Consider the following 24,330-nt stretch of genomic DNA (forward strand, 5'->3'; position numbering starts at 1 on the left):
TCTGCATCTTCCTTAAATCGCTTGTTAAATGTTATTGAATTCACACCTATAAATTTCTCCCTTGTACTCATTTGACAAAGGTAATACTATTTTCGTTTTTGGGCGGCCTAAACGCCTATACCTATTAGTTTTTTCTATAATGGCAAGACATAACTGGTTGTTAAATAATTTAAGCTTTACTCCTCTTTGGTATGGATAAACAGTATAAAATGAATCGGTACTATATAAATTCATTTGCAACTCATTGGCACTACAACCACTTGTACTTATCTTTATTTCTAAACAATCTCCCGTTAGATTTACATCAACAATTGAGTAATTTGAAATACTAACATCGTTAAAAATGGTTTCAGCTACAATTTCTGCATTAGCACCGCAAGTTTCATTTGCAGCAGGATCATCATCTGAACAAGAAATAAATATCATTCCAATTATCCCAAATAGTGCGACAATTTTTTTAAAATTCTTCATAAAAATATATTTAGATTAGATTTCAAATTTTATAGTTATATCTCTATAATCACACCCAACTCATAATCTTATGAAAGTTAGTAATTATTTTCTAAATACTACTTATCAATCCTTTCCAAAGCATCTTTCAATTGTTCTTTTTCTTTTGGAAACCAACCTTGAATGATTAAAGCAATTCCAAAAATCATCAAAACAATACTGATTCCTTTTTTGATTTTGAGAATATTAGTGGGTGTTAACTTCGTTTTTAACTGCTTGGCTAATAGTATTTTGATACAATCGACCAATACATAAGATAAAATTACAGAAGTAAAAAAAGTAAGCATTCTGGAGTTTTGCATTTCTAATTTTGGTCCAACCGAAATAATTACAGCCAACCAAAATCCTAAAACTCCAATGTTGATAATGTTTAGGAAAAAGCCTTTTATAAATAAACCTAAGTAATCTTTTTTGATAATTTCATTATCTATTTTATGGGTGTTTACTCGTTTTTCTTTATGTAATCCTATGTACGAAATAACGCCATAAGCCAGCATCAAAATGCCTCCAAACATAAAAAGAGCAGAATTATCTTTAATACTTGTTATCAATCGATAACTTCCTACATAAGCAATAGTTATAAATAAAACATCACCTAAAACAACTCCTAAATCAAAAACTAATGCTGCTCTGAATCCTTTTATAATACTGGTTTCCAGTAATATAAAAAATACAGGACCTATCATAAAACTTAAAAATATTCCCCAAGGAATACCCGATAAAATATCGTTTATCATTAAAAAAACTTTAAAAAAATTGATGCTACAAAGTAATCAAAAAAAATCCCCGAAAGATATTTTCGGGGAATAAATTTATTTTTGGGTAATAATTCCACCTGCAAAGGTTTCTTGTTTTATTTCTTTTGGTTTACCATAAATAGTAATATTTCCGCCAGCTTTTACTTTTGCATCTACAAGAGTTGTTGCATTCACCTCGGCGCTTCCTCCTGCTGAAACACTGACTGTTGTTTGAGAAGTTTCTAAATTCTTTGCATTAAAAATTCCGCCTGAATTTATGGTGATTTTTTGTGTGACCGCTTTTCCTGATAAACTCATTATACCGCCAGAATATAATTTTACAGTAGTGTTTTCAGTATCAAGTTCAACATCAATATTTGCTCCTTCCTGAGAAGATAAGTCCATTGTTGTTTGTTTAAAAACGTGTTTGCTGCTCACAATACTTCCTTCATTTGCATCTATACTTTTTATATTTTTAAAGTATAAAGTGACTTTAGTATCAGCTCCTGATAAAATTTTAGTTAATGTCATTCTAAGTTTTAAAACTCCGTTTTTATTGACGGCTTCAAAACTACTTTCATTTTTACCTGTTACAACTACTTTATTTTCATCCGATTGAACTAAAGTTACATTCAACTGATCAAACACTTTTAACTCATCAAAATTTTCTAATTTGATAGTAGTTTGACCATAATTTAATTGTGAAATCATCACAAAAACTAATAAAATTACCTTTTTCATTGTTTTAAATTTTTAATTAATTTCTTTTTCATTCCTTCTTATAAAATTAAAATCCAATTGTTTTTTGACTAAATCGGCATTTTTAACTTTAACGAAAATCTCGTCACCTAATTGCAGCAGCGATTTTGTGGTGGCTCCAACCAAAGCATATTGTTTTTCGTCAAACGTATAATAATCGTCTTTTATTTCTCGAATTCGAACCATTCCTTCGCATTTATTTTCGATAATTTCAACAAAAATTCCCCATTCAGTAACTCCAGAAATAACTCCTAAAAATTCCTGATCGTTGTGATTTTGCATATATTTTACCTGCATATATTTGATAGAATCACGTTCTGCATTCGATGCTAAACTTTCCATTGTTGAAGAATGCAAACATTTTGCTTCGTATTTTTCTTCATCGACAGATTTTCCGCCATCGAGATAAAATTGCAATAATCGATGCACCATAACATCTGGATAACGACGAATTGGAGAGGTAAAATGACTGTAATAATCAAAAGCTAATCCATAATGTCCAATATTATCCGTTGAATATTTGGCTTTACTCATTGTTCTAATCGCCAGTGTATCAATAAGATTCTGTTCTTTTTTTCCAACAACATCGTTCAATAAAGCATTCAACGATTTCGAAATATCACCTTTGTTTCTGAAATCTATTTTGTAACCAAATTTTGCAATTACGGTTTGCATCGCAATCAATTTATCTTCATTGGGTTCGTCGTGAATACGATAAATAAAGGTTTTCTTTTGTTTTCCAATGTATTCCGCCACTTTTCTATTGGCCAAAAGCATAAATTCTTCAATCAAATGATTCGCATCTTTCGAAATTTTAAAATAAACGCCTTCTGGTTCGCCTTCTTCGTCTAAATTGAATTTAACTTCGACTTTATCAAAAGAAATAGCTCCATTATTCATTCTATTTCTACGAAGAATTTTCGCTAAATCTTGCATTTTTAGCGTTGCTGCGACAATTTCATCCGAAACTGTATAAGAACTTCCTGTAATAGAAATTTCAGCTGGAATAGTATTGTCTTTCGTCTCTATGATGTATTGCGCTTCTTCGTATGCAAATCGTTGATCCGAAAAAATCACCGTTCTTCCAAACCATTGATTGACAACTTGAGCAGTTTCGGTAATTTCGAAAATAGCCGAAAAGGTATATTTTTCTTCTTGAGGTCGCAAAGAACAAGCAAAATTAGACAACACTTCAGGCAACATTGGTACAACTCTATCTACTAAATAAACCGAAGTCGCTCGTTGATAAGCTTCATCATCCAGAATTGTTCCTTCCTGAAGATAATGAGAAACATCGGCAATATGAATTCCTATTTCGTAATGACCGTTTTCTAACTTTTTGAAAGACAAGGCATCATCAAAATCTTTAGCATCTTTTGGATCTATCGTAAAAGTCAAAGTGTCGCGCATATCACGACGATTTTTGATTTCTTCTTCAGTAATAGTAGTATCTATTTTTTGAGCATATACTTCTACATCTACAGGAAATTCTGCTGGTAATCCGTATTCAGCTAAGATGGCGTGAATTTCAGTATCGTGTTCTCCTGGTTTTCCAAGTACTTTTATCACGGAACCAAAAGGACTATCGGCTCTTTTTGGCCAATCTTCGATATGAACCAAAACCACATCTCCTTGTTCTGCTTCGCCTAATTTATCTTTTGGAATAAAAATATCGGTATACATTTTAGGATTGGCGGTCGAAACAAAAGCAAAATTCTTTTGAATATCAATTACACCCACAAAATCGGTTTTGGCTCTTTCGACCACTTCAATCACTTCACCTTCAGGTCTTCTGCCTTTTCTTCGATTATAAACATAAACTTTTACTTTGTCTTTATCTAAAGCTCTGTTCAAATTATTGGTTGGAATAAAAACATCTTCTTCTAATTCTGGACAAACAAAATAAGCGGTTTTTCGACCTGTCATATCAATCATACCTTCATAATAATCTTGGCTAATTGCTTTGATAAGGTATTTTCCAGGTTCAGATTCAATAATCTTTTTTTGTGAAGCAAGAATTTTTAAATCTCGGATAATTTCGTTTCTGCTTTTAGTATCATCTTTATCTAAAATGGCAGCTATTTGTTTGTAGTTAAAGCCTTTATTGGAATTTTGAGATAGTATTTTTATAATTTTATTAGAAAAATCTTTCTCTTTGTTTTCTGGTTTTCGCAGTTTTTTACTCATAATTCATTTCTTAAAAGTCTAAAATTACGAAGAACTATTAAGAATTAGAGTAATTACCATTAAGATTTATCTAAAATATAACTTTGTATCTTTATAAAAATTTTTAAAATGGACCATTTTCAAACCATTGCCATATTTAATTTTGCTCACGAAATTATCGTTTTGAAATCCATTTTACAAAATGAAGAAATTCCTTTTTTGTTTCAAAACGAAAATCTAATTGCGGTAGATCCATTCGCTAGTATTGCCTATGGCGGAATTCATCTTAAAATACATCCCAACGATTTCGAAAGGGTTCAAAAAATTCTAGATAATTTGAATAACAATCTTGAAATTGTTTGAAGTTGTCAACAGCTATTAAAAACAACAAAAAGAAAAAGAAATTTAAATTAATTTTTTAATGGTTATTATAGCGTGTTAATAGTTGCAATAAGTTTATTTTTAAATATGTTTTTTATTAGATATATCTTTTTATAACGATTTATTAACATAGTTTTAAGAAGTTAAAAGGTTCATTTTAAACCAATTTTAAAAAGCTATTAACAACGGTTAATAATAAAAAAAGGATTGATTTTGTAAATAAGTTTGTATTGCAATTTTGTTAACAATAACGATTTTTCTATCAATAACTTTTCTAAAAATTCACCAAACTAAATTTGGTTATTTCATTCCTGTTTTGGATTACGTTTTTATTCGATACAAACAAGAAATAGTTCTAATTTTCTATCCAAAGTTATAAACATTTTATGTTAATTTAACGTTAACTGATTATCAAGTATTTACAAAACGCTATTAACACAAGGAAAAAATTAACATTTAAATTACATTGAGAATAATTTTTCGAACTATTTTTTAAAGATATCATTTATTTTAAAATCTATACTATTCATACTATGATAGTTATAGATTTAATAGTTTAAATTTAAAAAGAAGTAATTGTTTCAGTAAATTTGCACAACTCAATTTAATTAAGAATACTATGAAAATCTCCATCGGAAATGATCACGCAGGACCAGAATATAAAAAAGCTATCGTTCAGTACTTAGAATCAAAAGGACACGAAGTAACAAATTACGGAACTGATACCGATGCTTCTGTAGATTATCCAGATTTTGGTCATCCAGTAGCTACCGATGTATCAGAAGGAAAAGCCGATTATGGAATTGTAATTTGTGGTTCTGGTAATGGAATTGCCATGACGGTTAATAAACATCCAAAAGTGAGAGCCGGATTGTGTTGGATAAAAGAAATTGCCTATTTGACTCGTTTGCATAATAATGCCAATGTTCTCAGTATTCCCGCTCGTTATACTTCTATTCAACAAGCGATAGAAATTGTGGAGACTTTTTTAACCACCGAATTCGAAGGAGGAAGACATCAAACTAGAGTCGATAAAATAAGTTGCTAAAATATTTTGGGAAATCATCATAACCACGATCACAGTCATCACCATTCGGTAGAAGGTAAAAACCTTTTATTTTCTATTGTTTTAAATCTTGTAATAACGGTTTCTCAAGTTATCGGCGGACTCATTTCAGGGAGTTTAGCCTTAATTTCGGACGCATTACATAATTTTTCAGATGTACTTTCCTTGGTTTTTAGTTATGTTGCCCATAAATTATCCAAGAAAAAAGCCTCTGTAAATCAAACTTTTGGCTATAAAAGAGCCGAACTTATTGCCGCTTTTGTCAATGCGATGACTTTAATTATAGTGGCTTTGTTTTTAGTTTACGGAGCAATTGAACGGTTTTTCAATCCACAACATATTGCTTCTGAATTGGTAATTTGGCTTTCTATTTTAGGAATTGTTGTCAATGGTTTATCGGCTTTTATGTTAAAAAAAGATGCCGATAAAAACCTGAATATGAAATCGGCTTATTTGCATTTGTTTACCGATATGTTGGCTTCGGTTGCGGTTTTGGTTGGTGGTTTGTTGATGAAATATTACCAATGGTTTTGGGTTGATAGTGTATTGACATTAGCAATTGCACTTTATTTGATTGTCGTTGGTTTTGATTTACTCAAAACATCTACCAGAATGCTAATGCTTTTTACTCCTGTTCATATTGATATTACTAAAATTATTAGTGAAGTTCATAAAATAGAAGGCGTTGAAAAATTACATCATATTCACGTTTGGCATCTCAACGATGAGGAGTTGCATCTCGAAGCCCATCTCGATTGTCAGGAAGACACAAAAATATCTGAATTCAATACAATTTTACAGCAAATAGAGCAGGTTTTATACGATAAATTCCAAATTAACCATATCAATATTCAACCCGAATACAGAAGAGAAGAAGAATCTAAGGATTTTATTGTTCAGGATTAATAGTAAAGTAATTAAAATTTGAATCAATGTAATTCCAAAAAATTTCAATAAATAGCACGTTTTTGAAGTTTTATGCCTAAAAAAAAGCATTGCTAAACCAGAACCAATTGTACCTCCAAAGAAAACAAAACTTAACAAAGTCAGTTCCGAAACTCTTTGTTTTTGAGTATTTGCCAAATGTTTATCATACCCCATTAGTATAAATGCAATTCCATTCAAAATCAAAAAATAATAGAATAAAATATCCATTTAGCCAAAATTAAGTTTCAAAGATATTATTTTAGCTGTCCGAAAAAAATCAAATAATGACCAATATACAATTCATAGCTAAGTCTGTTCAAACAGCTCCCATAAACATTCAAAACACCGTTCAATTACTAGAAGAAGATTGCACGATTCCTTTTATTTCACGTTACCGAAAAGACAAAACAGGGAATTTGGATGAAGTTCAAATCGAGCAAATCGCCAAACTCCAAAAAGATTACGAAGTCATTGTTAAGAGAAAAGAAGCGATTTTAAAGTCGATAGAAGAGCAAAACGCATTAACACCCGAATTAGATAAAAAAATCCAACAAAGCTTCGATTTACAGGAATTGGAGGATTTTTATCTACCATTCAAGAAAAAGAAAAAAACCAAAGCCGATGTTGCTCGCGAAAACGGATTAGAACCATTAGCCAAAATCATTATGGCGCAAAATAATGATGATGTTGACTTCATTTCTACCAAATATATAAATGAAAACGTCATTAATGAAGATGCGGCTTTACAAGGAGCTCGAGAAATTATCGCCGAATGGATTAACGAAAACATTTATGTTCGCAAGCAATTGCGAAGACTTTTTCAACGAAAAGCAACCATAACAACTAAGGTTGTAAAAACCAAAAAAGACGACCAAGACGCTCAAAAATTCAAGCAATATTTCGATTGGTCAGAACCATTGGCAAAAGCACCTTCTCATAGATTATTGGCGATGTTGCGTGCCGAAAATGAAGGCTTTATCAAGTTTAAAGTAGAAGTTGATATTGACGAAGCTTATGATATTATTGACGAATTGGTTTTAAAAGGGCAAAGCCCAAGTACGCCGCACATACAATTAGCCATTGAAGACAGCTATAAAAGATTGCTAAATCCTGCCATTTCAAATGAAACTTTACAAGATGCCAAAGCCAAAGCGGATGCCAATTCGATTCAGGTTTTTGCTAACAATTTAGGACAATTATTATTGGCGCCGCCTTTGGGCGAAAAACGAATTTTGGCGATTGATCCAGGATTTCGTTCGGGTTGTAAAGTGGTTTGTTTGGATGAAAGAGGTGATTTGTTGTACAACGAAAATATTTATCCTCACGCGCCACAAAATGAAACAGCAATGGCAATGAAAAAAGTCCGTTCGATGGTGAATGCCTATAACATTGATGCGATTTCCATCGGAAACGGAACGGCTTCTCGAGAAACCGAATTCTTCATTAAAAAAATAGCTTTTGACAAACCCGTTCAGGTTTTTATCGTTTCCGAAGCGGGTGCTTCGGTCTATTCGGCTTCGAAAATTGCGAGAGAGGAATTTCCAAATTATGACGTGACTGTTCGTGGTTCTGTTTCTATTGGAAGACGACTGTCAGATCCTTTGGCGGAATTGGTGAAAATTGACCCGAAAGCCATTGGCGTAGGCCAATACCAGCACGATGTAGATCAAACCAAACTCAAAGAAGAATTAGATAATACGGTAATTCGTTGCGTGAATTCCGTTGGAATAAACATCAACACAGCAAGCAAACATTTGTTGAGTTATGTAAGTGGAATAGGAGAGAAGCTGGCCGAAAATATCGTGCAATATCGCTCGGAAAACGGCCCTTTTGAAGATCGAAAACAGCTGAAAAAAGTGCCGAGATTGGGCGAAAAAGCCTATCAGCAAGGTGTTGCTTTTATCCGAATTAAAGAAGGGAAAAATCCGTTGGATAATTCAGCTGTTCATCCCGAAGCGTATGGCATTGTCGAAAAAATGGCAAAAGATTTAAAATTTTCCATAGTAGATTTAATTGGAAGCAAAGAGAAAATAGTGCTAATAAAACCAGAAAACTATGTTACTCCCGAAATTGGAATTTTAGGTATAAAAGACATCATCAAAGAGCTCGAAAAACCAGGACTAGATCCAAGAAAATCAGCAAAAGTATTCGAATTTGACCCAAATGTAAAAACGATTAATGATTTGAAAACCGGAATGATTTTACCCGGAATTGTCAACAATATTACCAATTTTGGTTGTTTTGTGGATATAGGTTTGAAAGAAAGCGGCTTAGTTCATATTTCACAACTCAAAGCCGGTTTTGTGAGCGATGTCAACGAAGTAGTTAAATTGCACCAGCACGTTGAAGTAAAAGTCGTTGAAGTGGACGAAGACAGAAAGAGAATTCAGTTGACTATGGTTTTGTAAAAATAACTACCTTTGTTTTTATGAAGAAAGAAATAACCATAAACGACTTTTCGAAACATCTTTTTTGGGATGTGGACAAATCTTCTTTTGATTTAGACATTTATAAAGTTCAAATGATTTCCAAGGTTTTAGAATATGGAAATTGGAATGATTGGACATTTTTAAAAGAATATTATGGTTTAGAAATTATAAAAGAAGTTTCGCTTAATTTAAGAAGTATAGATGCAGTGACGCTTTCTTATTTGTCTGCATTGTTTTCTATTGATGTAAAAGAATTTAGATGCTACAAACACAAACAGTTAGTCCAGAATTACTGGAACTCCTAGAAAAAATAATGAAATTGGATTCGTTCAACGATTATTTATTGGTTGGAGGAACATCTTTAGCACTCCAAATGGGGCACAGAAATTCAATAGATATTGATTTGTTTGGTAATTGTGAAATCAATGAAGAATTATTTACAAGGACTTTAAATGGATTTGGAACTTTTGAAGTTTTCAAAAAAAGTAAAAACATTCTTATCACTTCAATTAATGGTGTTAAAGTAGATTTTGTAAATTATAAATATCCGCTTTTAAGAGATTATATTGTTATTAATGGGATAAGAATGGCTTCTAAAGAAGATATTGCAGCAATGAAAATCAATGCAATTGCCGGTAGAGGAAGCAAAAAGGATTTTATAGACTTGTATTTTTTGCTGAATGAATTTAGTTTAACTGAAATAATTGATTTTTATCTACAAAAATATTTCGACGGTTCTAAATTTATGGCCATAAAAAGTTTGTCTTATTTTTCAGATGCAGATATAGACCAAACTCCAGATATATATTTAGATTTCAACTGGGAAACATGTAAACAAAAAATAATTTCCGAAGTTCTAAAATTACAATAGGTTTTATAAAAACAAAAAATCCAAACTCCAAACAAGCTAATTGTTTGGAGTTTGGATTTTTAAAATTGGAATTAAACCAAATTTAGTCTTTCTTTTCTTCCTCTTTTTTATTTGCCGGTTGGTCGTCTTTAGCAGCGTTTTTGAATTCTTTTATTCCACTTCCTAAACCTTTCATTAATTCAGGTATTTTTTTACCTCCAAAAAGTAATAAAACAACCGCCAAAATGATAAGAATTTCCGTTAAACCTATACTTCCCATAATTATAATAATTTATTGCCGTAGCAAATTTGTAATAAATCGTGCGGCAAAGGTATATAGAAATTCTTTACTCGAAATCATTTTGTGGCTATTATTTAATGTATCGCCTTAATAAACATCATAAATGAATTCAAAATTCTAGTTCAAACGATAATAATAGACCATCGAATTCAATTTATTAATTATTATATTTGTATCATAAACTGTTACTATGTCTGAAAAAAGGCTTAAAAGAGAAGAACTTCATAATAAAATATTCACAAAAAACCGATTGGTTATTTTGAATGAGGACACTTTTGAAGAACTTTTCTCATTCAAACTAAATCTGATGAATGTTTTTGTGGCAGCCTCTTTGGGTGCTATTTTGTTAATAACTTTCACCACTTTTATCATAGCTTTTACTCCTTTGCGCGAGTTTATCCCTGGATATTCTTCTTCTAAATTGAAGAAAGACGCCACTGAATTGGCTTTAAAATCAGATTCGTTAACTTTGGCTTTGCAGCGAAATGAAGCCTACATCAAATCCATTCAAAAAGTATTGACAGGCGACTTAGAATATGCCAAATTCAATAAAGATTCCATACTCGCAACAGCTAATGAAACTCAATCTCCAGCCGATTTATCTCCTTCAGAGGAAGAGCTTAAATTAAGAAAAGAAGTGGCTGAAGAAGAGAAAAAATCCCAAACCAACGCATCGAAAGCGAAAAAAAAATAAAACGCGTACAATGTCTTTAAAACCTTTTTTTGCTAAAATTTTTGCCCGCAATATCTATCGAAAAACCCAGCTTTGGGCAACAAATCCAATAGAAACTCAGCAACGAGTTTTCGAGGATTTAATTCATCAAGCGAAAAACACCCATTTTGGCGCAGACCATCATTTCGACCAAATTAAAACTTTCGAAGATTTTGCCAAAGCTGTTCCTGTTCGGGATTATGAAGGCTTGAAACCCTATGTTGATAAAGTGGTAAAGGGAGAGGAAAATGTGCTTTGGAAGGGAAAACCACTTTATTTTGCCAAAACATCAGGAACCACTTCGGGAGCTAAATATATTCCACTTACCAAGGAATCGATGCCTTTTCATATCGAAGCCGCTCGAAACGCAATTCTACATTATATTCACGAAACCGGTAAGGCCGATTTTGTCGATGGAAAAATGATTTTCTTGCAAGGTAGTCCAATTCTTGAAGAAAAAAACGGTGTAAAACTGGGCAGATTGTCCGGCATCGTGGCGCATTTTGTTCCAAAATATTTACAAAAAAACCGATTGCCTTCTTGGGAAACCAATTGCATTGAAGATTGGGAGACCAAGGTGAACGCCATTGTCGAGGAGACTTTCCATCAGAATATGACCGTGATCTCGGGAATTCCGTCTTGGGTGCAAATGTATTTCGAGAAATTGCATCAAAAAGGAGGTAGGCCGGTGGGTGAAATCTTCAAAAACTTCAATTTGTTCATTTATGGCGGTGTAAACTACGAACCTTATCGCGCCAAGTTCGAGAATCTGATCGGTCGAAAAGTGGATAGCATAGAGTTATTTCCCGCTTCGGAAGGGTTTTTTGCTTACCAAGACTCTCAAAAGGAAAAAGGAATGCTGTTGTTGCTGAATTCTGGAATTTTCTATGAATTCATCAAAAGTGACGAATTCTTCTCTGAAAATCCTAAACGACACACCATCAGCGAAGTTGAATTGGGAGTGAATTATGTCTTGATTATTTCTACCAATGCCGGACTTTGGGGCTACAACATTGGCGATACCGTTCAATTTACTTGTTTGAAGCCTTATCGTGTAATTGTTTCGGGAAGAATCAAGCATTATATTTCGGCTTTTGGCGAGCACGTCATTGGCAAGGAAGTCGAAAGTGCTTTACAAGAAGCTATTATTGGCACAAACATTCGCATCAATGAATTTACGGTTGCGCCACAAATTACACCAAGCGAAGGTTTACCTTACCACGAATGGTTTATCGAATTTGATCCCGAAGCTTCAGGACAACCCGAAAATCTTGACGATTTTGCAGAAGCTTTAGACAGTGCGATGCGCAAGCAAAATATTTACTACGATGATTTGATTGTGGGCAAAGTGTTGCGAAAATTGGTAATTAGCAAAGTGACTAAAAACGGCTTTCAAGACTATATGAAATCCATTGGAAAACTGGGCGGACAAAATAAAATTCCAAGATTGAGTAACGATAGAAAAATTGTGGACTTGCTTCAAAGAGCTTAGAATAAATGATATAAGAAAGGAAAGTTCCTTGGGATAGATTGATAGTATTAGTAGTAAGCACAGAACAATCATACAAGTAAATTGTAAAGTAATTGGATAGAAAATGAAGGGGAATAACCATTATCTATGAATCATATCCAACTAATCTATTAAAACCATACATTTGCAGGTTACAAAAAGTAAACTAATAGCAGGAAGAAGATTGCTTCGTTCCTCGCAATGACAAAAAGATGAAAGAAATCAAAAACATATCTAGATCAAGAGCGCAAGAATCTTCTGCAGCTATTGAAAAAATGTATATCACGATGCGTCATTTGTTCAACCGTGGTTTTTACAAACCAATGGGAGTTTCTGGAGACACATTACGAGAAGCTTTATTGGCGTTACGACCAGAAATTTATGGAAATATTGCCGAAGAAAAGGTCGAATTGAACGGACTTTTATACGTAATAGAACGCCTGCCAATAGGAATTGAAGAATGCCGTTTTATCAATTTAACCTCGGATGAAGGGTATTCGAAATCTCATTTTCAGGCTATTGTTCCTCCGAAAAGGAAACGCAATTGTTATCGAATAGACGATGAACAAATGAATGTCGAAATCACGCGTGGACGGTCGGATATTTACGACATTTTGACGCATTTGACCTTTATTTTTATAGAATCGCACAAAATTAGAACTCGAGTTTTGTTAGATGATGACGGTGAAGTTTCGCGTGATTGGCAAAAATTGCAAGCAGCAGTTTCGCAAAAAAAGAAGCTTACTCAAATCGAAAAAGAGAAAGCGGTTTCACACGTAGCCAATATCCTTGGAAGAACATTTATAGAGGTTTTAGACATATACGATGCTTTTGGTTCAGAAGCTTCACCAGACCGATTTTTGCACGTAATTTATTGGCTTGGGAAACTAGCCATAGAAGAAGTTGTCGATGACAACAAAAGAACAATTACTTTCAGTCCAATTCTAAGAGAAAGATTGGGGCATCATATTCACGGCGAGATTTGGGCAACAAATATCAAAGAAGTGCTGAAAAAGAATAAACTTTTAGATAGACCCATACACGTAATTAGCGCCAATATGCACAGCGTGATGAATTCCATTTTTGCCACTACAGTTTTGAAAACTACGTTTAAGGACAAAAGCGATTTCTTTATTTATGAAGAATTGAGCAAATCGGGAGCTTATGAGGTGAGAGATAAAGTTACAGCATTTGCAAAATTACACGGAATGATATCTCTTCCGGATGATTCTGGGACGAATATTGATGTTCAAATTTTTGACACGGCCAAAATAGATTGGCAGAAATCATCGTTTCCGAGTGCAAATATTGGAGATAAACAACCTGTCCTTATTGTGATGGATTACGCTTTTGGAGAACAAGCCTACGAAACCATTGACGAATTATTGAAACCTTATAAAAAGGACACTTTATTGAATGTAGAATCGGTTTCGATTATGGGGAAAGCCGGAATTTTAGAAGGAGACAAAGGTGATATTATGATTCCAACCGCTCACATCAATGAAGGAACGGCCGATAATTACTTTTTTGATAATGAATTAACTGCCGAAATGTTCCAAAATAATGATATTCCAGTTTTCGAAGGACCAATGGTAACCGTATTGGGAACCTCACTGCAAAACAAGGATTTATTGAAGTTTTTCCACGAATCGACTTGGGGAGTTATTGGACTTGAAATGGAAGGTTCTTACTATCAAAAAGCCATTCAATCGGCATCAAAAATTAGGAAAAGTATTCCGCAAGATGTAAAAGTGAGATATGCATACTACGCTTCGGATAACCCTCTAGAAACAGGAAGCACATTGGCTTCAGGCGGTTTGGGAACGACAGGAGTAAAGCCAACTTATTTGATAACCATCAAAATATTGGAACAAATTTTTAACGTGAAATAGATTAACGAATAGACGAACTAGATTCGTTCCTCAAAATAAAGAAAATGAAAAGAATATTAATTACAGGCGCAGCGGGATTTTTAGGTTCACATCTTTGTGATCGTTTTATTAAGGAAGGTTATTTTGTAATTGGGATGGACAATCTCATTACAGGCGACCTAAAAAACATAGAGCATTTATTCAAACTTGAAAATTTCGAATTTTACCATCACGATATAACCAAATTTGTACACGTACCCGGCAACTTAGATTATATTCTTCACTTTGCGTCGCCTGCTAGTCCAATTGATTATTTGAAAATCCCGATTCAAACCTTGAAGGTGGGTTCTTTGGGAACACACAATCTTTTAGGATTGGCAAGGGTGAAAAAAGCAAGAATTCTTATTGCATCAACTTCTGAAGTGTATGGAGATCCATTGGTTCATCCGCAAACTGAAGAGTACTACGGCAATGTAAATACCATAGGACCAAGAGGTGTTTATGACGAGGCCAAACGCTTTCAAGAATCAATTACAATGGCCTATCATACTTTTCACGGAGTAGAAACTAGAATTGTTCGAATTTTTAACACCTATGGACCTAGAATGCGCCTCAATGATGGTCGTGTTATTCCTGCGTTTATTGGACAAGCACTTCGAGGCGAAGATTTAACGATTTTTGGAGACGGAATGCAAACCCGCTCTTTTTGCTACGTTGATGATCAAGTCGAAGGTATTTTTAGATTACTTCATTCTGATTATGTATATCCTGTAAATATTGGAAATCCTGACGAAATAACCATTAAAGACTTTGCTGATGAAATCATAAAACTAACGGGAACCAATCAAAAAGTGGTGTATCATCCGCTGCCGATAAATGACCCTCTACAACGCCAACCCGACACTACCAAAGCTAAAGAATTATTGGGTTGGGAAGCCAAAGTCAATAGGGCAGAAGGGATGAAAATTACCTACGACTATTTCAAATCACTTTCAACAGAAGAATTATTAAAAGAAGAACACAAAGATTTTTCTAAGTATATAAAATAGTGAATTTCAAAGAGAAAAAATATTCAGGCTATATTCGCCCATTCTCTTACTTGATGGATTTACTTATCATCAACGTATTGGCTTATTATATATTTCCGTTTCATGAAAACGAAATTATTTATGCTTTACTCATTAGTTGTGGATGGATTGCCACGGCTATTTATTTTGAATTTTATGAAGTTTATCGGTATACCAAGGTAATTTCAATCCTAAACCGTACACTTAAACAAGCTATTTTCTTTACCTTATTTTGTTTAGCAGTAGAGTTGTTTTACTCTGAATATTATGAAAAAAGGGTTGTATTATTTGTCTTTTCTGCCGTTTTTTTAATTCTTATACTCAAGCTTTTTATCTATTATTTCCTCAAAAAGTACCGGAGAGTATTTAATAGGAATTTCAGAAATGTAGTTCTATTAGGAAACCATAAAAGCATCAATCCTTTAAAAGCCTTTTTTACCGAAAACCTAGATTATGGTTACAAATTGATCAAAGTATTTACTCTAGAAGACCATAAAAAAGAAAGAGTTGACAAATGTCTTTCGTTTGTTCAACAGAATACTATTGATGAAATATACTGCTCTACCGCTGATTTGTCAGACAAACAAATTAAAGACATCATCAATTTTGCCGATAATAATTTAAAAACACTAAAATTTATTCCTGATGAAAAACAGATTCTTGCTGGAAATGTGAAGTTCGAGTATTATGATTACATCCCGGTTATTTCTTCAAGAAATATACTGCAGGACGAAACCATGAATAAAATCATAAAACGTGCTTTTGACCTTTTGTTTTCCTCAATCATTATCATTGGTGTTTTGTCTTGGCTAGTGCCAATTATGGCGATAATCATTAAGATTAATTCAAAAGGGCCTGTGTTTTTTATACAAAAAAGGAATGGTTTGAATTATAAAGAGTTTGAATGTTATAAATTCAGATCAATGGAGTTTAGCGACCAAATGGAATCCGATTTGGCATTGAAAAATGATATAGAAATTACCAAAGTGGGCAAATTTATTCGAAAAACTAGTATTGATGAGCTACCGCAGTTTTTCAACGTTTTATGGGGTGATATGTCGGTGGTAGGACCAAGACCACATCCAGTAAGCCATAATGATAAATATGCTTTAATGTCGGATAAATTTATGGCTCGACATTTTGTTAAGCCAGGAATCACGGGATTGGCTCAAACTAAAGGCTATCGCGGTGAAGTTGAAACAGATGCAGATATAATAAACCGAGTAAAATATGATATTTTCTATATGGAAAACTGGTCGATATTATTAGATATTGAAATCATAATCAAAACGATTTATAACACGGTGAAAGGGGATGATAAAGCCTATTAAAAAACACCTTTATTGATTAAATTTTTAATTTGAAAATCCAAGTTGAATTGTTTTTCTGAAACTTCAAAAACCTGCCTTTTCAATGTTTGAATTCTACTTTTTCCAATTCCTGAAATTTCTGTTAGTCTACTATTCAAGCTGCCAAAATTACCAACGTTCGCCACCCATCCCAAATTAAATTCTCTTACAATATTTTCGCCTTCGCCACCGCCAAAATAAAGAATAGGGTATCCTAAAGCCGTATATTCGAATATTTTTGAAGGAACAGAGCCATAAATTCTCGTTTTTAATGGCACAATTGCAATATCAAAAGATTGTAATTTTTCATGAAGTAACTGACGCTCGAGCATTCCATGAAAAATGATTTTTTTCTGCGGATTTTGTTGGATTAAATCTTCTATTTGTAACTTCTCGGCTCCATCGCCAAAAATGTGTAATTCAATATTTAGATTTTGCAATTCGATGTTTTGACATAGTTCATAAACTCCTTGAGCAACCCCTAATAATCCCGCGTAAAACAATTTTATAGGTTCATTTTCATTAGATTTAAAATCAATTTCTGCTAATTGGTGATCGGGGAAATTCCGATACAAATAGCATTCTTTTTTTGGAAAAATTGAATGAATGTGCGTAATAATTTCGTTAGATTGACCAAAGATAACTGTAGCTCTTGAATAAATAAATTGTTCGAAATACAAAGAAATATGATGTGAAAAACTGTCTTTTTTTAAAGCTTTTAATTCAATGGCAGCCAAAGGCCACAAATCAGAAACATTCAGGATTATTTTTTTTCGCATTAGCGAAAGCACTAAAACTGAGATAAAAGACAACAATAATGGAGGCGATTGAATGACAATTTTATTAGGTGTTTTTTTTGTTAATAAATAGAAAAACAATACAGAAGAAAACGACAAAACCGAGAGTGTTCTTTTCAAGATATTTTTACTCACACTCGGATAAATCCAAAGTCGTTTTACGGTTATATTTTGAAGTTTTTCCGTCACCGAAAACTTGCCTTTGTATTCTGGGAACAATTCGCCTTTTGGATAATTTCCCAAAGGACAAAGCACTGTAACTTTGTAATTATTTTGGTGCAATTTCAATGCCAATTGCTCAATTCTATTGGCTGCAGCACCTTTTTCCGGCGGATAATAATTTGATATGATGAGGATGTCGCCCATTATTTTTTCAGTAATATTTCAATTATTCTTTCTGATGCTTTTCCGTCCCAAAGTTCAGGAATTCCTCCTTTTTGTTTTCCATTTCTAAGGAAGTCTACAAACAGTTTTTCTAAATTTTCTATCGAAGTGCCTACCAAAGTATTGGTTCCAATGCTTTGTGTCTCGGGTCTTTCGGTGTTGTTTCTCATCGTAAAACACGGAATTCCTAGAACGGTAGTTTCTTCAGAAATACCCCCAGAATCCGTAATCACGGCAAAACTATTCTTGATGAGGTACATAAAGTTCAAATAACCTTGAGGCTCCACAAAAAGGATATTTTTAAATATCAAATTCGTTTCGCCTAAAATTGCTTTTGTTCTGGGATGAATAGGGAAAATTACTTTTTTGTTGCCAGCCAGTTTATCTATGCCTTGGAGCAATTGAATTAAGGATTGTTCTTCATCAACATTTGATGGGCGATGCAATGTAAGAATGATGTAATTCCCAGTTTTCAATTGAAATTCCTTCCAAAAAACAGGTTCTAAAATTCGATCTAAATTTTGGTATAAAGTATCAATCATCACGTTGCCCACGAAATGAATATTGGATGCATCAACGCCATATTTCAACAAATTTATTGAAGCTGTTATTGATGTTGTAAAGAAAAAATCGGTAATGCTGTCGGTTACGATTCGGTTGATTTCTTCGGGCATTGTCATATCGCCAGAACGAATTCCCGCTTCTACGTGAGCAACTTTGAGATTTTGTTTTTTGGCTACAATTGCGCAAGCCATTGTCGAATTAACATCGCCAACCACCAAAACCAAATCGGAAGGATTTTGTTGTATTTCTTTTTCAAAAGCTACCATAATGGCTCCTGTTTGTTCCGCTTGGGAACCGCTTTTTACCTCTAAATTGCTGTTGGGCTTAGGAATGTTTAATTCTTCAAAAAAAGTGTCGCTGAGCTTTTTGTCATAATGCTGACCTGTATGTACTAACCGAAAGGAAACTTCTGCTCCTTCGTTTTGCTTTTTTTCAATCGCTTTTATGATGGGAGCGATTTTGATAAAATTAGGTCTTGCGCCTGCGACTATGGTTATTTTCATTATAATTTCTAATTATAGTAACGAAACAAATTGTTTCAATTTGCCACTTGTACTTCTTTCGAGTTTTTCTTTTCTGATGAATGTAAAGACAAGTCCTTTTTCCAAATATAAAGTAATAGCTGCTTCAATTTTAAGGATTTGTGCTGCATTTAATGCTGTTGTGCTCACATATTCAATGTCAAAAGTATCGATTTTTGTTTGTTTGATGACAAATTCTTTTACATTCCCGTCGTCTTCAATGATGCTTTTTGTTACGTAGTAAAAAGTCAAGCCAGGTGATTTTTTTCCACTTGGTAAAATAGCAACATCATTCGTTCGACCAATCAATTGTTGAAAAATTGGTTTTTTCGCTGTGCTTTTCGGGTGTAAAATTCCAATATCACCTATGTCATAGCGAATAAAAGGATGCGCCTTGTTGAACAAGGAAGTAATGACTACGCGACCTTCTTTGCCATAAGGCAAAACGATGTTATTTTCGTCAATAATTTCTACAAAAAGCGTTTCAGAATTGACTTGCCATTCGTTTTCTGGGTTTTGAAAAGCAATCAAATCCAGTTCCGAAGCGCCGTATTCATTGACTACAAGAACGCCAAATTGTTTTTCCAACAATTTCTTATCTTTCTCAAAAAGCATTTCGGAAGTTACTACACAAACTTTCAAACTGGGGCAAAGGTTTGTTAAAACAATATTTTTTTGCTGTAAAAATTTGGCAAACAAAACAATAGAACTAGTATAGCCATTGATGTAATCGAATTTTTGAGTCGCGAATTCATTTAGGAAACCCTCTAAAACTTTATCCGATAAGTCGAAAACAGGAAACCTATAGCGCTTGCTCAAAAAATCCTTAAATCGTTCTTTTTTGTTGCCAATATAATCCAGCGGAATTCCGTAAAAACGAGCTTGATAAGACGAATTGAAATCAATTCCGTACCATCCAAAACGGTTAATGATAGTAGCCCAGGTCAAGGCGTGTGAAAATTTGTCTTTGGCGAAAATGAACGGATCTCCACTGGAACCAGAGGTTTTATTCACATATACATTTTTTGTAGAAAACCCCTTTGAAAGCCTTTCGATTAATGGTTTTTGAAAATCTTTTTTAGTCATTATGGGCAAATCATTCCAATGATTTGAATTGGTTTTACCTACAAGTTCTTGATAAGAGGGATTGTTTTTTAAATGGTAATCAACAATTTCTTGTTTTTTAATTTGAATATAATTTTCAAATTCTTCTTCGGGTATAGATTGGATTTTTTGCAATTCGGCTGAGGCTTCCTTCATCGGGAAACCATTTATTTGGAGAGAAAAATCGAAAAGTCGAAACATTAGGCTACTTTTTGGACATTGAATCGTTTGATTGATCCTAATTCTTGTTTTTTATTTTCTATTTCTTCTTCTATGTCAAAATCGTCTTGAAGCCCTAGCCAAAATTTCGCAGAATTCCCAAAATATTGGCTAAGCCTCAAGGCTGTGTCGGCAGTTATTCTTCGATTACCTTTAATAATTTCAGAAATTCTGGTTTGCGGAATTTTCAAATCCTTGCACAAACGGTAAGAAGATATTTCCAAAGGAATGAGGAATTCCTCTAGCAAAATTTCGCCCGGATGTATGTTTTTTAGCTTTTCCATAATTTTTTAGTTTTTTAATGATAATCAACAATTTCAACATTAGCGGCATTTCCGTTTTCCCATAAAAAAATAATACGCCATTGGTTGTTGATTCTGATGCTGTAATACTCCTTTAAATTTCCACTTAATTTTTCTAGTCTATTGGACGGAGGAATTCTTAAGTCGATCAAATCTTGCGAGTTATTTAGCATTCTTAGCTTTCTTCTTCCCATTTGTTGTATTTCAACTGCTGGTTTTTTTACGACAATTCCGTTCCAAATTTTTTCGGTTTCTTTAGATCCAAATGAAATTATCATACCTTTTGCGTTACTAACGTCAAAAGTAAGTAAAAAAATTATTGTTTCTTCCTAAAACGTATTTAAAAATTTTATATGACATCCCGATAATTATCGGGACACGCTTTATTTCAATTGAAAAAAATATTTTTTAGTGTGGGTTTCAACTTAAAACAGACTATTTTTGCACCACAATTAACAATTACAACACAATGACAATTTTACTTTTAGGTTCAGGAGGAAGAGAACACGCTTTTGCTTGGAAAATGATTCAAAGTCCGCTTTGCGACAAACTTTTTGTAGCACCGGGAAATGCAGGAACTGCTTCAATTGCAAATAATGTAGACATTAGCCCAACCGATTTCGATGCAGTAAAAGCTTTGGTGCTGAAGGAAAAAGTAGAAATGGTCGTTGTTGGTCCTGAAGATCCATTAGTAAAGGGGATTTTCGATTATTTCAAAAATGATTCAGATTTAAAAGATATTCCAGTTATTGGACCATCAAAATTAGGAGCAACTCTTGAAGGAAGTAAAGAGTTTGCCAAAGAATTTTTGATGAAACACAATATTCCAACAGCAGCTTACGATAGTTTTACTGCCGAAACAGTCGAGAAAGGATCTGATTTTCTGGAGACTTTGCAACCACCTTATGTTCTGAAAGCTGATGGTTTGGCTGCAGGAAAAGGCGTCTTGATTATTCAGGATTTGGCTGAAGCCAAAGAAGAATTGAGAAATATGTTGGTGGGGCAAAAATTTGGTGCAGCTAGTTCGAAAGTCGTAATCGAAGAATTTTTGGACGGAATAGAATTGAGTTGTTTTGTTTTGACTGATGGAAAAAGCTATAAAATTCTGCCAACTGCCAAAGATTATAAACGCATTGGCGAAGGCGACACAGGCTTGAATACAGGTGGAATGGGGGCAGTTTCTCCAGTTCCATATGTAGATGCCGTTTTGATGGATAAAATAGAAACTCGCATCGTAAAACCAACTATTGCAGGTTTTCAAAAAGACGGAATCGAATACAAAGGTTTTGTGTTTATTGGATTGATCAACGTGAAAAACGAACCCATCGTAATTGAATACAATGTGAGAATGGGCGATCCGGAAACCGAAGTGGTCGTTCCAAGAATGAAATCGGATTTGGTAGAATTGTTTTTGGCTGTAGCCAACGAGAAACTCGACGAATTCGAACTTGAAATTGATGAAAGAAGTGCCACAACCATCGTAGTGGTTTCAGGGGGTTATCCGGAAGATTTCGAGAAAGGAAAAGTGATTTCTGGACTTTCATCCGTGGAGGATTCCATTATTTTTCACGCAGGAACCAAATTAGATAACGAAAATGTAGTGAGTAATGGTGGAAGAGTTTTGACTGTAACGTCATTTGGTGACAACTTCGAAGAGGCCATAAAAAAATCTTACCAAAACATAGACAAGCTACATTTTGATAAGATGTATTTTAGAAAAGATATTGGGAACGACTTAAAATAGTTCCCTGTATCATTCGATTTATCTTAAACTATTATTTCAAGAAAGAGTGAGCAGTGGTGTCTTGGTTTTCTTCACCTTTTTCATCGAAGATCATCAATTGTTTACACCAATATACGATTGCAACTGAACAAATAATCATAAAACCCCAGTTGATAATATTGGCAGCAAACCAACTACTAAGCTCTAGGCTTCTTAAAAAATCGTGTAGTATGAATAAAATGTTTTCAAATAACCATTGAATTCCTTCAAAAAATGCTTTCATCTAATTAATTTTATTTGTTAATTGTGTCCAATCTAACTTGCTATGGAATTTAATTTTATTGAAAAAAAATTAGTTAGCTCGTTTCGTCTTTGTACAAGTATTATATTTACAGTCGCAAAAGTATAAAATATCCTTATGATAACAAGTGTTTTTAAAAAATCTACACCAATAAATTTATTTTTGGTAGTAATTTTAATGCTGGTTTTCTTTTTTATTTCCCTTTTTCAAGATTTGTCTTGGACCAATTCTGTTATTTCCATATTAAAAAAGGGAGGTTTATTCTTGATTTTGCTGGGCTCTGTTTTTATTACAAATTTCATTTGCAAGAAGAACGGATTAAGCAAAGACAGTAGTTACGCGATATTTTTCTATTTTCTATTTTTATTGTTTTTCCCCTCAGTTTTAGGAAATACGAATCTAATTTTATCCAATTTTTTCATTCTGCTAGCGTTGCGAAGGTTGATTTCGCTGCAGTCACTAAAAGCTTCGAAAGAGAAAATATTTGATGCCTCTTTATGGATTTTCGTTGCCTCCTTGTTTCATTTTTGGTGTATTCTGTATCTAGTTCTAGTCTTTATCTCTATAATTTTTCACGTTGCAAGAGATTACAGAAACTGGGTTTTGCCTTTTATCGCTTTTGTTGCAGTAGGTATTATCTCAATAGGAGTTTCTTTAATTTTCAAAAAAGATATTTTTGGATATGTCACAGATAGCGCCATTTTCAATTTCAAAATAGATTATTTTACGAACAATTACCAGAATTTAGCGTTTTCGATTTATGCCACAGTTGCTTTGTTTTTTGTGGTTTCTATGTTTCTGTCCCTTTCGAGTAAACCTTTATTGCTGAATTCCTCCTTCAAAAAAATAATTGCATCCTTTTTTATCGGACTGGTAATTTTTGCGATTTCTCCCAACAAAAGCAATGATTTGTTAATTTTCACCATTGCGCCATTGGCTATAATGGCAACTAGTCATATCGAAGTAAAGCAGCTTCAGTTGAAACAGGAATTGGTTTTAGGAGTACTAATTCTATGTAGTCTTTTTGCGTTTTTCTCTCAATTATAATTTATTTCCGTAAGCCAAATCACCAGCATCCCCAAGTCCTGGAATGATGTATTTTTTGTCATTTAGTTTTTCATCTAAAGTAGCAACCCAAAGATGACAGGAATCCGGCAAATGTTTTTCAAGATAGGCAATTCCTTCTGGCGCAGCAATGATTACGGCGATGTGAATTTCTTTTGGAAGCCCTTTTTCCATTAATTTATTAAAAACAGCCACCATCGATTGTCCTGTGGCAAGCATTGGATCAATTAATAACAAAGTCTTATTTTCAATGTTGGGAACAGCTTGATATTCAACCAAAATATCAAAAAACTCATCGTTATTGGGATGATGTCTGTAGGCAGAAACAAAACCATTTTCGGCACTGTCAAAATAATTTAAAAAACCTAAATGCAGTGGTAATCCAGCACGAAGAATGGAACACAAAACCAATTTATCTTCGATTTCGGTAGTTTTTTTGATGCCAAGAGGCGTTTGAATTTCAATAGTTTTATAATGCAAATCTTTGCTCAATTCATAAGCCATTACTTCGCCAATGCGTTCAATATTTCTTCTGAAACGCATGCTGTCGTGTTGCACATTCACGTTCCTGATTTGACCTAAAAAATGATTCAGAACACTATTGGCTTCGGATAAATAATGTGTTTGCATAATGATATAGTAAAATTTGTAAATGTAAATTTAGGAATTCCGCAAAAAATCCGCTAAACTTCTTCTGTTTTTTATAGACTATAAA

Annotated in this window: 26 protein-coding genes; 13 read left to right on the forward strand and 13 right to left on the reverse strand. The window is 33.5% G+C overall.

Annotation, left to right across the window (positions count from 1 at the left end; all coding sequences use genetic code 11):
- Positions 1 to 24: 24 nt before the first annotated feature.
- The 4 genes from ACIQ1E_RS05415 to rnr all read right to left on the reverse strand — a co-directional run bounded on the left by ACIQ1E_RS05415 (position 25) and on the right by rnr (position 4,193).
- Positions 25 to 471 carry a hypothetical protein gene (locus ACIQ1E_RS05415; protein ID WP_396169409.1) on the reverse strand — a complete coding sequence of 149 codons (447 nt, stop codon included), beginning with the start codon at positions 469 to 471 and terminating at the stop codon, positions 25 to 27.
- A 98-nt stretch (positions 472 to 569) separates the two neighbouring features.
- Positions 570 to 1,247, reverse strand: coding sequence for a LysE family translocator (locus ACIQ1E_RS05420; RefSeq protein WP_396169411.1), 678 nt, complete (start codon positions 1,245 to 1,247; stop codon positions 570 to 572).
- A 75-nt stretch (positions 1,248 to 1,322) separates the two neighbouring features.
- A complete protein-coding gene (locus ACIQ1E_RS05425; protein WP_396169413.1) occupies positions 1,323 to 1,988 on the reverse strand; it encodes a head GIN domain-containing protein in 666 nt (221 codons plus the stop codon).
- 12 nt (positions 1,989 to 2,000) lie between these two features.
- Positions 2,001 to 4,193 (reverse strand): ribonuclease R, encoded by a 2,193-nt coding sequence (gene rnr, locus ACIQ1E_RS05430; RefSeq protein WP_396169415.1) that lies wholly within the window; start codon positions 4,191 to 4,193, stop codon positions 2,001 to 2,003.
- A 108-nt stretch (positions 4,194 to 4,301) separates the two neighbouring features.
- Here rnr and ACIQ1E_RS05435 point away from each other — a divergent pair, with 108 nt between their 5' ends.
- The 3 genes from ACIQ1E_RS05435 (at position 4,302) to ACIQ1E_RS05445 (ending at position 6,525) form a co-directional block, all read left to right on the forward strand.
- Positions 4,302 to 4,535 (forward strand): DUF2007 domain-containing protein, encoded by a 234-nt coding sequence (locus ACIQ1E_RS05435; RefSeq protein ID WP_396169417.1) that lies wholly within the window; start codon positions 4,302 to 4,304, stop codon positions 4,533 to 4,535.
- A gap of 637 nt (positions 4,536 to 5,172) precedes the next feature.
- Positions 5,173 to 5,601: a ribose 5-phosphate isomerase B gene (gene rpiB / locus ACIQ1E_RS05440; protein WP_396169419.1), complete on the forward strand. Its 429-nt coding sequence runs from the start codon at positions 5,173 to 5,175 to the stop codon at positions 5,599 to 5,601.
- Between the two features lie 6 nt (positions 5,602 to 5,607).
- Positions 5,608 to 6,525: a cation diffusion facilitator family transporter gene (locus ACIQ1E_RS05445; protein WP_396169421.1), complete on the forward strand. Its 918-nt coding sequence runs from the start codon at positions 5,608 to 5,610 to the stop codon at positions 6,523 to 6,525.
- Here ACIQ1E_RS05445 and ACIQ1E_RS05450 read toward each other — a convergent pair.
- Positions 6,436 to 6,774: a DUF1294 domain-containing protein gene (locus ACIQ1E_RS05450; protein ID WP_396169423.1), complete on the reverse strand. Its 339-nt coding sequence runs from the start codon at positions 6,772 to 6,774 to the stop codon at positions 6,436 to 6,438. The genes ACIQ1E_RS05445 and ACIQ1E_RS05450 overlap by 90 nt on opposite strands.
- 56 nt (positions 6,775 to 6,830) lie before the next feature.
- Here ACIQ1E_RS05450 and ACIQ1E_RS05455 point away from each other — a divergent pair, with 56 nt between their 5' ends.
- Genes ACIQ1E_RS05455 through ACIQ1E_RS05465 form a run of 3 tightly spaced genes read left to right on the forward strand, consistent with a single transcriptional unit; the run spans position 6,831 to position 9,846 of the window.
- On the forward strand, positions 6,831 to 8,954 hold the full coding sequence (locus tag ACIQ1E_RS05455; protein ID WP_396169425.1) for a Tex family protein: 2,124 nt from the start codon (positions 6,831 to 6,833) through the stop codon (positions 8,952 to 8,954).
- A gap of 20 nt (positions 8,955 to 8,974) precedes the next feature.
- Entirely contained in the window at positions 8,975 to 9,280 is a 306-nt protein-coding gene (locus ACIQ1E_RS05460; protein WP_396169426.1) for a DUF6922 domain-containing protein, read from the forward strand.
- Positions 9,235 to 9,846 carry a nucleotidyl transferase AbiEii/AbiGii toxin family protein gene (locus tag ACIQ1E_RS05465; protein WP_396169427.1) on the forward strand — a complete coding sequence of 204 codons (612 nt, stop codon included), beginning with the start codon at positions 9,235 to 9,237 and terminating at the stop codon, positions 9,844 to 9,846. The genes ACIQ1E_RS05460 and ACIQ1E_RS05465 overlap by 46 nt, the downstream gene beginning before the upstream one ends.
- Before the next feature lie 82 nt (positions 9,847 to 9,928).
- Here the strand turns inward: ACIQ1E_RS05465 and tatA are convergent, their stop codons facing one another.
- The gene (tatA, locus tag ACIQ1E_RS05470) at positions 9,929 to 10,105 is read right to left on the reverse strand and encodes a twin-arginine translocase TatA/TatE family subunit (protein ID WP_396169429.1); all 177 of its coding nucleotides are present in this window, start codon (positions 10,103 to 10,105) and stop codon (positions 9,929 to 9,931) included.
- A 211-nt stretch (positions 10,106 to 10,316) separates the two neighbouring features.
- Here tatA and ACIQ1E_RS05475 point away from each other — a divergent pair, with 211 nt between their 5' ends.
- From ACIQ1E_RS05475 to ACIQ1E_RS05495, 5 genes are all read left to right on the forward strand, one after another.
- A complete protein-coding gene (locus tag ACIQ1E_RS05475; RefSeq protein WP_396169431.1) occupies positions 10,317 to 10,820 on the forward strand; it encodes a peptidase in 504 nt (167 codons plus the stop codon).
- Positions 10,821 to 10,830: 10 nt separating this feature from the next.
- Positions 10,831 to 12,330 carry a GH3 auxin-responsive promoter family protein gene (locus ACIQ1E_RS05480; RefSeq protein WP_396169433.1) on the forward strand — a complete coding sequence of 500 codons (1,500 nt, stop codon included), beginning with the start codon at positions 10,831 to 10,833 and terminating at the stop codon, positions 12,328 to 12,330.
- A gap of 230 nt (positions 12,331 to 12,560) precedes the next feature.
- Positions 12,561 to 14,240, forward strand: coding sequence for a DUF6909 family protein (locus ACIQ1E_RS05485; RefSeq protein WP_396169434.1), 1,680 nt, complete (start codon positions 12,561 to 12,563; stop codon positions 14,238 to 14,240).
- A 44-nt stretch (positions 14,241 to 14,284) separates the two neighbouring features.
- Positions 14,285 to 15,268, forward strand: a complete 984-nt coding sequence (locus ACIQ1E_RS05490) for a UDP-glucuronic acid decarboxylase family protein (protein ID WP_396169436.1) — start codon at positions 14,285 to 14,287, stop codon at positions 15,266 to 15,268.
- Positions 15,268 to 16,617 (forward strand): exopolysaccharide biosynthesis polyprenyl glycosylphosphotransferase, encoded by a 1,350-nt coding sequence (locus ACIQ1E_RS05495; RefSeq protein WP_396169438.1) that lies wholly within the window; start codon positions 15,268 to 15,270, stop codon positions 16,615 to 16,617. The genes ACIQ1E_RS05490 and ACIQ1E_RS05495 overlap by 1 nt, the downstream gene beginning before the upstream one ends.
- On the opposite strand, the gene ACIQ1E_RS05500 is transcribed toward ACIQ1E_RS05495, so the two are convergent.
- From ACIQ1E_RS05500 to ACIQ1E_RS05520, 5 genes are read right to left on the reverse strand one after another with little or no spacing between them, the layout of a single operon-like run.
- Positions 16,614 to 17,798, reverse strand: a complete 1,185-nt coding sequence (locus tag ACIQ1E_RS05500; RefSeq protein ID WP_396169440.1) for a glycosyltransferase family 4 protein — start codon at positions 17,796 to 17,798, stop codon at positions 16,614 to 16,616. The two genes, ACIQ1E_RS05495 and ACIQ1E_RS05500, sit on opposite strands and share 4 nt — an antisense overlap.
- Positions 17,798 to 18,883: a non-hydrolyzing UDP-N-acetylglucosamine 2-epimerase gene (gene wecB, locus ACIQ1E_RS05505; RefSeq protein WP_396169442.1), complete on the reverse strand. Its 1,086-nt coding sequence runs from the start codon at positions 18,881 to 18,883 to the stop codon at positions 17,798 to 17,800. Before wecB ends, ACIQ1E_RS05500 begins: the two co-directional genes overlap by 1 nt.
- Before the next feature lie 12 nt (positions 18,884 to 18,895).
- Positions 18,896 to 20,206: a phenylacetate--CoA ligase family protein gene (locus ACIQ1E_RS05510; RefSeq protein WP_396169444.1), complete on the reverse strand. Its 1,311-nt coding sequence runs from the start codon at positions 20,204 to 20,206 to the stop codon at positions 18,896 to 18,898.
- Positions 20,206 to 20,508: a HigA family addiction module antitoxin gene (locus ACIQ1E_RS05515; RefSeq protein ID WP_396169446.1), complete on the reverse strand. Its 303-nt coding sequence runs from the start codon at positions 20,506 to 20,508 to the stop codon at positions 20,206 to 20,208. The genes ACIQ1E_RS05510 and ACIQ1E_RS05515 overlap by 1 nt, the downstream gene beginning before the upstream one ends.
- A gap of 14 nt (positions 20,509 to 20,522) precedes the next feature.
- Positions 20,523 to 20,804 carry a type II toxin-antitoxin system RelE/ParE family toxin gene (locus ACIQ1E_RS05520; RefSeq protein WP_396169448.1) on the reverse strand — a complete coding sequence of 94 codons (282 nt, stop codon included), beginning with the start codon at positions 20,802 to 20,804 and terminating at the stop codon, positions 20,523 to 20,525.
- Positions 20,805 to 20,995: 191 nt separating this feature from the next.
- Here ACIQ1E_RS05520 and purD point away from each other — a divergent pair, with 191 nt between their 5' ends.
- Positions 20,996 to 22,270, forward strand: coding sequence for a phosphoribosylamine--glycine ligase (gene purD, locus ACIQ1E_RS05525; protein WP_396169450.1), 1,275 nt, complete (start codon positions 20,996 to 20,998; stop codon positions 22,268 to 22,270).
- A gap of 31 nt (positions 22,271 to 22,301) precedes the next feature.
- Here the strand turns inward: purD and ACIQ1E_RS05530 are convergent, their stop codons facing one another.
- On the reverse strand, positions 22,302 to 22,532 hold the full coding sequence (locus ACIQ1E_RS05530; protein WP_396169452.1) for a uracil phosphoribosyltransferase: 231 nt from the start codon (positions 22,530 to 22,532) through the stop codon (positions 22,302 to 22,304).
- Positions 22,533 to 22,667: 135 nt separating this feature from the next.
- Here ACIQ1E_RS05530 and ACIQ1E_RS05535 point away from each other — a divergent pair, with 135 nt between their 5' ends.
- Positions 22,668 to 23,597, forward strand: coding sequence for a DUF6427 family protein (locus ACIQ1E_RS05535; RefSeq protein WP_396169454.1), 930 nt, complete (start codon positions 22,668 to 22,670; stop codon positions 23,595 to 23,597).
- Here the strand turns inward: ACIQ1E_RS05535 and upp are convergent.
- Entirely contained in the window at positions 23,592 to 24,245 is a 654-nt protein-coding gene (upp, locus tag ACIQ1E_RS05540; RefSeq protein ID WP_396169455.1) for a uracil phosphoribosyltransferase, read from the reverse strand. The genes ACIQ1E_RS05535 and upp overlap by 6 nt on opposite strands.
- Between the last annotated feature and the right edge of the window lie 85 nt (positions 24,246 to 24,330).

The sequence above is a fragment of the Flavobacterium sp. genome (genome assembly GCF_044348915.1).
Taxonomy (GTDB): Bacteria; Bacteroidota; Bacteroidia; order Flavobacteriales; family Flavobacteriaceae; genus Flavobacterium.

Coding starts and splice junctions, on each gene's coding strand:
- ACIQ1E_RS05415 (WP_396169409.1), bottom strand. CDS start 471: ATGAAGAATTTTAAAAAAATTGTCGCACTATTTGGGATAATTGGAATG.
- ACIQ1E_RS05420 (WP_396169411.1), bottom strand. CDS start 1,247: ATGATAAACGATATTTTATCGGGTATTCCTTGGGGAATATTTTTAAGT.
- ACIQ1E_RS05425 (WP_396169413.1), bottom strand. CDS start 1,988: ATGAAAAAGGTAATTTTATTAGTTTTTGTGATGATTTCACAATTAAAT.
- rnr (WP_396169415.1), bottom strand. CDS start 4,193: ATGAGTAAAAAACTGCGAAAACCAGAAAACAAAGAGAAAGATTTTTCT.
- ACIQ1E_RS05435 (WP_396169417.1), top strand. CDS start 4,302: ATGGACCATTTTCAAACCATTGCCATATTTAATTTTGCTCACGAAATT.
- rpiB (WP_396169419.1), top strand. CDS start 5,173: ATGAAAATCTCCATCGGAAATGATCACGCAGGACCAGAATATAAAAAA.
- ACIQ1E_RS05450 (WP_396169423.1), bottom strand. CDS start 6,774: ATGGATATTTTATTCTATTATTTTTTGATTTTGAATGGAATTGCATTT.
- ACIQ1E_RS05455 (WP_396169425.1), top strand. CDS start 6,831: ATGACCAATATACAATTCATAGCTAAGTCTGTTCAAACAGCTCCCATA.
- ACIQ1E_RS05460 (WP_396169426.1), top strand. CDS start 8,975: ATGAAGAAAGAAATAACCATAAACGACTTTTCGAAACATCTTTTTTGG.
- ACIQ1E_RS05465 (WP_396169427.1), top strand. CDS start 9,235: ATGCTACAAACACAAACAGTTAGTCCAGAATTACTGGAACTCCTAGAA.
- tatA (WP_396169429.1), bottom strand. CDS start 10,105: ATGGGAAGTATAGGTTTAACGGAAATTCTTATCATTTTGGCGGTTGTT.
- ACIQ1E_RS05475 (WP_396169431.1), top strand. CDS start 10,317: ATGTCTGAAAAAAGGCTTAAAAGAGAAGAACTTCATAATAAAATATTC.
- ACIQ1E_RS05480 (WP_396169433.1), top strand. CDS start 10,831: ATGTCTTTAAAACCTTTTTTTGCTAAAATTTTTGCCCGCAATATCTAT.
- ACIQ1E_RS05485 (WP_396169434.1), top strand. CDS start 12,561: ATGAAAGAAATCAAAAACATATCTAGATCAAGAGCGCAAGAATCTTCT.
- ACIQ1E_RS05490 (WP_396169436.1), top strand. CDS start 14,285: ATGAAAAGAATATTAATTACAGGCGCAGCGGGATTTTTAGGTTCACAT.
- ACIQ1E_RS05500 (WP_396169440.1), bottom strand. CDS start 17,798: ATGGGCGACATCCTCATCATATCAAATTATTATCCGCCGGAAAAAGGT.
- wecB (WP_396169442.1), bottom strand. CDS start 18,883: ATGAAAATAACCATAGTCGCAGGCGCAAGACCTAATTTTATCAAAATC.
- ACIQ1E_RS05510 (WP_396169444.1), bottom strand. CDS start 20,206: ATGTTTCGACTTTTCGATTTTTCTCTCCAAATAAATGGTTTCCCGATG.
- ACIQ1E_RS05515 (WP_396169446.1), bottom strand. CDS start 20,508: ATGGAAAAGCTAAAAAACATACATCCGGGCGAAATTTTGCTAGAGGAA.
- ACIQ1E_RS05520 (WP_396169448.1), bottom strand. CDS start 20,804: ATGATAATTTCATTTGGATCTAAAGAAACCGAAAAAATTTGGAACGGA.
- purD (WP_396169450.1), top strand. CDS start 20,996: ATGACAATTTTACTTTTAGGTTCAGGAGGAAGAGAACACGCTTTTGCT.
- ACIQ1E_RS05530 (WP_396169452.1), bottom strand. CDS start 22,532: ATGAAAGCATTTTTTGAAGGAATTCAATGGTTATTTGAAAACATTTTA.
- ACIQ1E_RS05535 (WP_396169454.1), top strand. CDS start 22,668: ATGATAACAAGTGTTTTTAAAAAATCTACACCAATAAATTTATTTTTG.
- upp (WP_396169455.1), bottom strand. CDS start 24,245: ATGCAAACACATTATTTATCCGAAGCCAATAGTGTTCTGAATCATTTT.